We start from the raw sequence: 7,505 nt of genomic DNA, 5'->3' as shown, positions 1-7,505 counted from the left end.
GGGGGGGGGGGGGGGGGGGGGGGTGGTCTCCGGAAGAAGTGAACCCGAAGGGACTCGCTTGCGAGCACTCGCTTCGCTCAGACATCCACTTCTTCCTCCGACCACCCCCACCCCCTCCCTGCAGCCATCGCCGCGAGGGTGCCGAACGGCAGTTGAAGTGCTCCCCTCTCCCGCTTGCGGGGGAAGGGCCGGGGGAGGGGGCCGTTCCCGGACTCGCTCCGATGCCGAGGCGCACAAAAAGCCCTCCCCCAGAATTGGGGGAGGGTGGCGGCTCTCAGGCCGCCGGGTGGGGGCCCCGGACGCCAGCGTGTTCGCTCCCCGGCGCGAGAGAAAAGCCCCTCTCCCGCTTGCGGGGGATCTGGAGGGGGCAAGTCCGTGGGGAGGGGGCCCTACCGCGCCCCGATCACCGTCTGCGTGGGCAGGGGGGCCGTGAGCCGCACCTCCGGGAGCACCTCCGTGGAGCGCCGCGGCGCGGGGCCGGGGCGCGCGCGGCGGGAGGGGGTGGCCGGGCGCGGGGCGTTGGTGGGCTCCACGTCCTCGATCTTCGGAACGGGGTGGCCGTGCTTCTTGTTCAGGTAGTAGTCGGCGATGCGGGCGGCCACCGGCGCGGCCGCCCCGGAGCCGGACTCCCCGAACTCCACGATCACCGCCACCACCACCTCCGGCGCGCCGCCGCGCGGTCCCGCGAAGCCGGTGAACCAGCCGTGGGGGCGCTTGGGATCCGCGGTGTTCTGCGAGGTGCCGGTCTTCCCGTACAGCTTCCAGCGCTTCAGCTCCACCGCGTGCGCCGTCCCGCCCGCCTCCACCACCCGCGCCATCCCCTGGTGCAGCGCCGCCAGCGTCTTCGGGCTCACGCGCAGGTCCGTCTCCGGGGGGCCCTCCTCGTCCCGCGCCAGCAGGTGCGGCGCGGAGGCCGTGCCGTCGCCGGCCAGCGCAGAGAAGAACTGCGCCATGCGGATGGGCGTCTGCGCGTTCGGCCCCTGGCCGATCGCCAGGTTCATCACCTCGCTGGGAGGCGGCGTCCACCCGAAGCGCTTCTTGTACCACTCCCGGCTCGACGGGAAGGTCCCCACCTTCTCCCCCGGGAGGTCCAGCGAGGTCGCGCGCGAGAAGCCCAGGCGCGTCCCCTCCTGCGTCAGCAGCTTGATCCCCAGCCGGACCCCCAGCTGGTAGAAGTACACGTTGCAGGAGTTGGCGATGGCCTGGATCAGGTCCTGCATGCCGTGCCCCGACGACTTCCAGCAGCGCGAGTAGCGCCCGGCGTACGACATCCCGCCCGTGCAGGCGACCGGCAGCTTCTGCTCCGGGGTGATCGCCCCGCGCTCTAGCCCGATGATGGCCGTCGCCAGCTTCCAGGTGGAGCCGGGCGGGTAGATGCCGGCCGTGGCCCGGTTCAGGAGCGGGCGGCCGGGGTTGGTGTTCAGCTCCCGCCACACCCGCGGCGAGATCCGCCCCACCAGGAGGTTGGGGTCGTACGTGGGCGCGGAGTACATCGCGAGGATCTCCCCCGTGGAGGGGGCCATCGCCACCACGGCGCCCTTCATCCCCGCCGGGAACACCGCGCGCGCATAGCGCTGCAGGTCCACGTCGAGGGTGAGCCGCAGGTCGCGCCCCGCCACCGGCGCCTTGGTGTGCTGCTCCGCGAAGCGGCCCACCACCCGGCCGCGCGCGTCCACCTCGAGGAAGCGCGTCCCCGGCGTCCCCCCCACCGTGCGCTCGTACTCCCGCTCCACCCCCGCCTTGCCGATGTTCTGCCCCATCTTGTAGCCCCGCCAGGTGGGGCTCGACATCTCGGCCTCGCTGATCTCCGCTACGTAGCCCACGATGTGGGCCACCGCGTCGCCGTGGGGGTAGCGGCGCAGCGGGCGCGCCTCCAGGACCACCCCCTCCGGCCGCACCGGCTGCTCCTGCAGGCGCGAGAGCTGGCGGAAGGAGAGGTTGTCCGAGATCACCACCGCCTCCTTTGGGGCCTTCCCGGCGCGCTCCAGCACCTCCTGCACGGCGAGCGAGTCCAGCTCCAGCACCGGGACTAGCGCCGCCAGGTGCGCGCGGACCGAGTCCAGGGGGGCCGGCTCCAGCGACAGGGTGTAGCCGGTGACCGTTTCCGCGATCACCTCGCCGTTCCGGTCGTAGATGGTCCCCCGCGGCGCCGGGATGGGCACCATGCGGAAGCGGTTGTCCTCCGAGCGGAGGACGAACTCCGAGTTGCGGACCACCTGCGTGCGGAAGAACGCCGCGCCCAGCGTGCAGACCATCACCGCGATGATGAGCGTGGCCAACACCGCGCGCCTCTGGCGGGCGTGCGGGTGGAAGGGACTTACGGGGGGTACTACGATCCGTCCGTACAAGAGTGGGGAAGGGGGGGCAACGCGTTGGGAGTGAACGTCTTCCCGCGAAAGGTAAACGCGCGCCCCCGGATCGCGCCAGTGGCGGGTGGCGGATCGTGGCGCCTGAGTGCCTGCCGGGAGCGCTTCCGGGCCCCGAAAGCCTTGCGGGGGCCGGCGGAACCGTTATCTTCCCGGACTCCCGACGCCGCCACTCCCCGGACCCGCCCCCGTGGGTCGCAGCTCCGCGGCACGCAATTTGACACTCGTCGGCTTCGACAGAGCCCTCACATCGCATGGTGACGCCCCGCCCCCGGAACAACTCGGAGGCGCGTGCCGCGCACCGGCACTCCATCAAGAGCACTGCATGACTGTGTCCGCCACCTCCGCCGCCGCGACCCGGCCGGAGAAAGACCCTTCCGCCGCGGCGGAAGGGATCCTCGAAGTCCTTTCCAGCGGAAGCGGCTTCCTCCGCGCCCTCGCCAACGGCTACCAGGCCGCCGACGGCGACCCGTTCGTCCCCCAGTCCGTCATCCGGCGCTTCGGCCTGCGGACGGGGGACCGCATTGTCGGCGAGGTGGGGGCCGCGCCCGGGCGCGGGAAGAGCCCCCCGCTGGAGAACCTTCGCAGCGTCAACGGCCTCCCCCCGGAGCAGGCGCGCGGCCGGCCGGACTTCAACTCCCTCCCCGCCACCTACCCGGACGAGCGCCTGACGCTGGAGAACCCCGGCGAGGGGCGGACGAAGCGCGATCCCACGCCCCGCATCATCGACCTGATCGCCCCGCTCGGCAAGGGACAGCGTACGCTGATCGTGGCGCCCTCGCGGGCCGGGAAGACCACGATCCTCACGGCGATCCTGCAGGGGGTGCAGGCCAACTACCCCGAGGCCACCCTCCTGGTGCTCCTGGTGGACGAGCGCCCCGAGGAGGTCACGGAGATGGAGATGCTGGGGTACGGCGAGGTGGTCGCCTCCTCCTTCGACTGCCCGGCCGAGCGGCACGTGGCGGTGGCGGAGATGGTGCTGGAGCACGCCCGGCGGCAGGTGGAGAGCGGGCGGGACGTGGTGCTGGTGCTGGACTCCATCACGCGCCTGGCCCGCGCCTACAACAACACCGAGCGGGGGAGCGGGCGCCTCCTTTCCGGCGGCATCGACGCCACGGCGCTTGAGAAACCCAAGCGCTTCTTCGGCTCCGCGCGCAAGGTGCGGGGCGGGGGAGGGTCGCTGACCATCGTCGCCACGGCGCTGGTGGACACCGGGAGCCGCGCCGACGAGGTGATCTTCGAGGAGTTCAAGGGCACCGGCAACTCCGAGATCGTGCTGGACCGGGAGCTCGCCGACAAGCGGATCTTCCCGGCCATCAACATCGAGAAGAGCGCCACCCGCCGCGAGGACCTGGTGATCCCCGAGGACGACCTGGACAAGGTGCACCGCCTGCGCCGCGTCCTGCACTCCCTCTCCGCCGAGGACGCGCTGCAGCTGCTCCTCAAGCAGATGAACGACACCAAGAGCAACGCCGAGCTGCTGTCCAAGATCCGGTAGCCGCTGCGTACTCCGGAAAACATTTCGAGGCGGCACCGGACCCCGGTGCCGCCTCGCTGTCATGCGGTCCTGCTTTCGAGCTCCTACCCTTCCAGGTACCCCGCCAGCACCCGCAGGAGCTGCTCCGTGTCCACCGGCTTGGTCAGGTAGTCGCTGCACCCGGCGGCCATGCAGGCCTCGGCGTCCGTTTCGAGGGCGCGGCCGGTGAGCGCCACGATGGGGGTGTCGCGGGTCTCGTCGCGGGCCCGGAGCGCGCGGGCCACCTCCAGGCCGCTCATGTCCGGGAGGCCCAGGTCCAGCAGAACAAGGTGCGGGCGCTCGTCGGCGGAGGCGGCGAGGGCCTCGGCGCCGGAGGCGGCCTGCAGCACCCGGTAGCCGCTCTCCTGGAGCAGCACGGAGAAGGCGCCGCGGATGGCCTCGTTGTCCTCGACCAGGAGGATGCGCGGAAGAGCTGCCGCGGCGTCAGCGCTCACGCGGCCCCCAGCCGCTCTCCCGCCTCTACGGAGGGGAGTGTGAAGAAGAAGCGGCTCCCCGCCCCGAGCCGGCTCTCCACCCAGATCTTCCCACCGTGCAGCTGCACGAACTTGCGCGCGATGGCCAGCCCCAGCCCGGTGCCGTGGTGCATGCGGGCGCGCGAGGAGTCCACCTGCGCGAACTCCTGGAAGATCATCTCGTGGTGCTGCGGATCGATTCCGATCCCGGAGTCCTCCACCACCACCTCCAGCCACGCCGGGTTCTCCGGCGAGCGCCGCGCCTCCACCCGCAGGGTGCCGTCCTGCGGCGTGAAGTCGATGGCGTTGCCGATCAGGTTCCCCAGCACGTGCACCACCTTCTCCCGGTCCGCCCACGCCTGCGGGAGCTTGCCGTTGACCTTCGCCTCGTACCGCAGCGTCTTCTGCTGGATCAGCGAGGCGTTCATGTCGTACACGTGCCCCACCACGTCGAGGAGGTCGAACTCGGAGGGCTGCAGCTCGATGGCGCGCGCGTTGGTGCGCGCGTACGTCAGGATCTCCTCGATCATGGAGAGGAGCTGCCGGCACGAGTTGATCATGGACTCGATCGCCTCGCGCTGGCGGGGCGAGATCTCCCCCAGCAGCCCGTCGCGCAGGACCTCCCCGTAGGTGACGATCGCCGTCAGGGGCGTTCGCAGCTCGTGGGAGACGTTGGTGAGGAACTGGGACTTGGCGACGTCGAGGTTGCGCAGCTCCAGGATGGTGCGCTCCAGCTCCTCCACGCGGCGGGCGAGGGTCTCGCGCGACGCACTCGCGGGGAGGGACTTCTCGAAGCCGACCAGGGCGCTCCGCGGCGCGTCCGTACCGGGAGCGTCCACGATGCGGAACCCCTCTCCGGCGAGCGTCGCACGGAGCCGGTCCGCTTCGTGGTCGTCCCCCTGGAGATAGAGTCGAAGTTCGATCATCCGTTTGGCGCGGCGGGAGCGTAAGGTGATCCCAATCTAGACGCCGTGCTCCGGGGGGGCAAGGACGGGATCTCCGTCCAGGTCCTCCGCCAGGAGCTGCCGCCGCTGCAGCGCCGCGTACGTCCCGCCGGCCCGCAGCAGCTCCGCGTGCGTGCCCACTTCCGCCACCTCGCCGCCGTCCAGCACCACGATGCGGTCCGCGTTCATCACCGCCGTGACCCGGTGGCTCACGATCACGCTGGTCCGTCCCGCGAGCACCTCCCGCAGCCCACGCAGGATCTCCGTCTCGGTGTGGGTGTCCACGGCCGACAGGGCGTCGTCCAGCACCAGCACCTCCGGGTCGCGGGCGAGGGCGCGCGCCAGCGTCGCACGCTGCTTCTGCCCGCCGGAGAGGTTGATCCCCCGCTCCCCCAGGAGCGTGTCGTAGCCGGCGGGGAAGCCCGCGACGGTGTCGTCGAGCTGCGCGACGCGGGCGGCGGCGCGGATCCGCTCCTCCGCCCGCGCCGGGTCCGGCTCGTCGAACCCGAGCGCCAGGTTCTCGCGGAGCGTGGCGGAGAAGAGGAAGGCGTCCTGCGGCACCACGCCCAGCGCGGCGCGCAGGCGGTCCAGCGGCCAGCGGCGCACCGGGATCCCGTCCAGCAGCACCTCGCCCTCCGTGGGGTCGTACAGTCGCGCCAGGAGCGCCGCAACCGTGCTCTTCCCCGAGCCGGTGGGGCCGACCACTGCCAGCGTGGCGCCCGGGGGGACGTGGAAGGAGACGCCGCGAAGGACCATCCGGTCGGTTCCCGGGTAGCGGAAGGAAACGCCGCGGAACTCGATCTCGCCCCGCACCCGCTCCGGCCGCGCCGGGGCCTCCGGCTCCCGCACCGCGGGCCGGGTGTCGAGCACGCGCGCCACCCGGCCCATGGAGGCGGCGCCGCGCTGGAACAGGTTGATCACCCACCCCAGGGAGATCATGGGCCAGGAGAGCATCGCCAGGTACAGGTTGAACTCCACGAACTCGCCCACCGTGATCTCCCCGCGGACGATGGCCCGGCCGCCCAGGAGGAGGACCACCGCGAGCGCCACGCCCCCGAACAGGCCGAGGAGCGGCTGGAAGAGGCTGCTGGCCCTGGCCAGCGACATGTTCCGCTCCATGTAGCCCTCGGAAAGCTCGCGGAAGCGCTCGGCCTGCGCCTCCTCCTGCGCGTACGCCTTGACGATGCGCACCCCCGCCAGGTTCTCCTGCGCGAGGGAGGAGAGGATCCCGAACTCCGACTGGATCCGCTCGAAGCGCTCGTGGATCACCCGGCTGAACCCCAGCGTCACCACCGGGAGGGCAAGCATAGGGAAGAGCGCGAACAGCGTCATCCGTGGGTTGATCCACACCATCAGCGTCAGCGCGAAGAGCGCCGTGGCGATCATGTTCACCAGGTACATGATCGCCGGCCCGGCCACCATCCGCACCGCGCCCAGGTCGTTGGTGGCCAGGCTGATGATCTCGCCGGTGGGGGTGCGCCCGTAGAAGGGGGCGTCCAGGTGCAGGAGGTGGCGGAAGTACCCGTTGCGCAGGTCGGTCTCCACCCGGCGGCTGACGCCGTTGAGGATCAGGCGCATGTAGTAGCGGGCGATCCCACCCAGCACCGTCGCCAGGACGCTGAGCCCCGCGTACCGCGCCACGGTCCACCCGGTGGCCCCCGGCCGCCCCAGCGCGTCGATCCCCCGGCCGATCAGGTCCGGGGTCCAGAGCATGAGCGCCGTGGAGACCAGGACCAGGAGGAGCCCCACGGCCATGGGCCGCCGGTAGGGGCGGAGATACGGCAGAATCGCCCGCAGGTTCTTCACGTGCCACCTGGCATTCGAGTTGCCCTCTCCGGGGGGCCGAACGGTCCGGATCGTGGGCTGGAGCATACCCGGCCGGACCGGGAAATTCAAGCTACTTTGCCGACCTGGAGCGGTTTTCATGCGACTTCGCAGCCTTGCGGCCACCCTGCTGGTGGCCGTCCCGGTGTCCACGATCGTGGCCGCCTGCGACCGGAACGAGGACACCGGACGCGACGCCCTGGAGCAGGACGCGCTGGAGCGCGACCTGGACCGCGAGCTGGAGCTGGCGCTCCAGGCGGACACGGCCGTGCAGCACGAGCTGGGGGACGTGCCGGAGGCGGAGCCCCCCGTGGCCTCCGCGCCCCCGACCCCCGCGCCCGAGCCCGCCCCTCCGGCCCGGCCCGCTCCCCGGCGTGCGCCC

At 71.8% G+C, this 7,505-nt stretch carries 6 protein-coding genes; 2 read left to right on the top strand and 4 right to left on the bottom strand.

Annotation, left to right across the window (positions count from 1 at the left end):
• Positions 1 to 389 precede the first annotated feature (389 nt).
• Entirely contained in the window at positions 390 to 2,279 is a 1,890-nt protein-coding gene (mrdA, locus tag VGR37_16595) for a penicillin-binding protein 2 (GenBank protein ID HEV2149027.1), read from the bottom strand.
• 412 nt (positions 2,280 to 2,691) lie between these two features.
• Here mrdA and rho point away from each other — a divergent pair, with 412 nt between their 5' ends.
• The gene (gene rho / locus VGR37_16590; protein ID HEV2149026.1) at positions 2,692 to 3,864 is read left to right on the top strand and encodes a transcription termination factor Rho; all 1,173 of its coding nucleotides are present in this window, start codon (positions 2,692 to 2,694) and stop codon (positions 3,862 to 3,864) included.
• Between the two features lie 83 nt (positions 3,865 to 3,947).
• Here rho and VGR37_16585 read toward each other — a convergent pair whose 3' ends face one another.
• Genes VGR37_16585 through VGR37_16575 form a run of 3 tightly spaced genes read right to left on the bottom strand, consistent with a single transcriptional unit; the run spans position 3,948 to position 7,105 of the window.
• Complete coding sequence (locus VGR37_16585; GenBank protein ID HEV2149025.1) at positions 3,948 to 4,337, bottom strand: response regulator; 390 nt, start codon at positions 4,335 to 4,337, stop codon at positions 3,948 to 3,950.
• Entirely contained in the window at positions 4,334 to 5,281 is a 948-nt protein-coding gene (locus tag VGR37_16580; GenBank protein ID HEV2149024.1) for a HAMP domain-containing sensor histidine kinase, read from the bottom strand. Before VGR37_16580 ends, VGR37_16585 begins: the two co-directional genes overlap by 4 nt.
• A 36-nt stretch (positions 5,282 to 5,317) precedes the next feature.
• Positions 5,318 to 7,105 (bottom strand): ABC transporter ATP-binding protein, encoded by a 1,788-nt coding sequence (locus VGR37_16575; GenBank protein ID HEV2149023.1) that lies wholly within the window; start codon positions 7,103 to 7,105, stop codon positions 5,318 to 5,320.
• Positions 7,106 to 7,223: 118 nt separating this feature from the next.
• Here VGR37_16575 and VGR37_16570 point away from each other — a divergent pair.
• Positions 7,224 to 7,505: hypothetical protein (locus tag VGR37_16570; protein ID HEV2149022.1), on the top strand; the 282-nt coding region annotated here is incomplete at its 3' end.

It is taken from the genome of Longimicrobiaceae bacterium (assembly GCA_035936415.1).
In the GTDB taxonomy this organism is placed as follows: Bacteria; Gemmatimonadota; Gemmatimonadetes; order Longimicrobiales; family Longimicrobiaceae; genus JAFAYN01.
Note: the sequence above shows the minus strand (reverse complement) of the source record. Positions and strands in the feature narration are given on the sequence as shown.

Bases quoted from the DNA above. Each gene is read 5' to 3' on its own strand.
- rho (HEV2149026.1), top strand. From the start codon at position 2,692: ATGACTGTGTCCGCCACCTCCGCCGCCGCGACCCGGCCGGAGAAAGAC.
- VGR37_16580 (HEV2149024.1), bottom strand. From the start codon at position 5,281: ATGATCGAACTTCGACTCTATCTCCAGGGGGACGACCACGAAGCGGAC.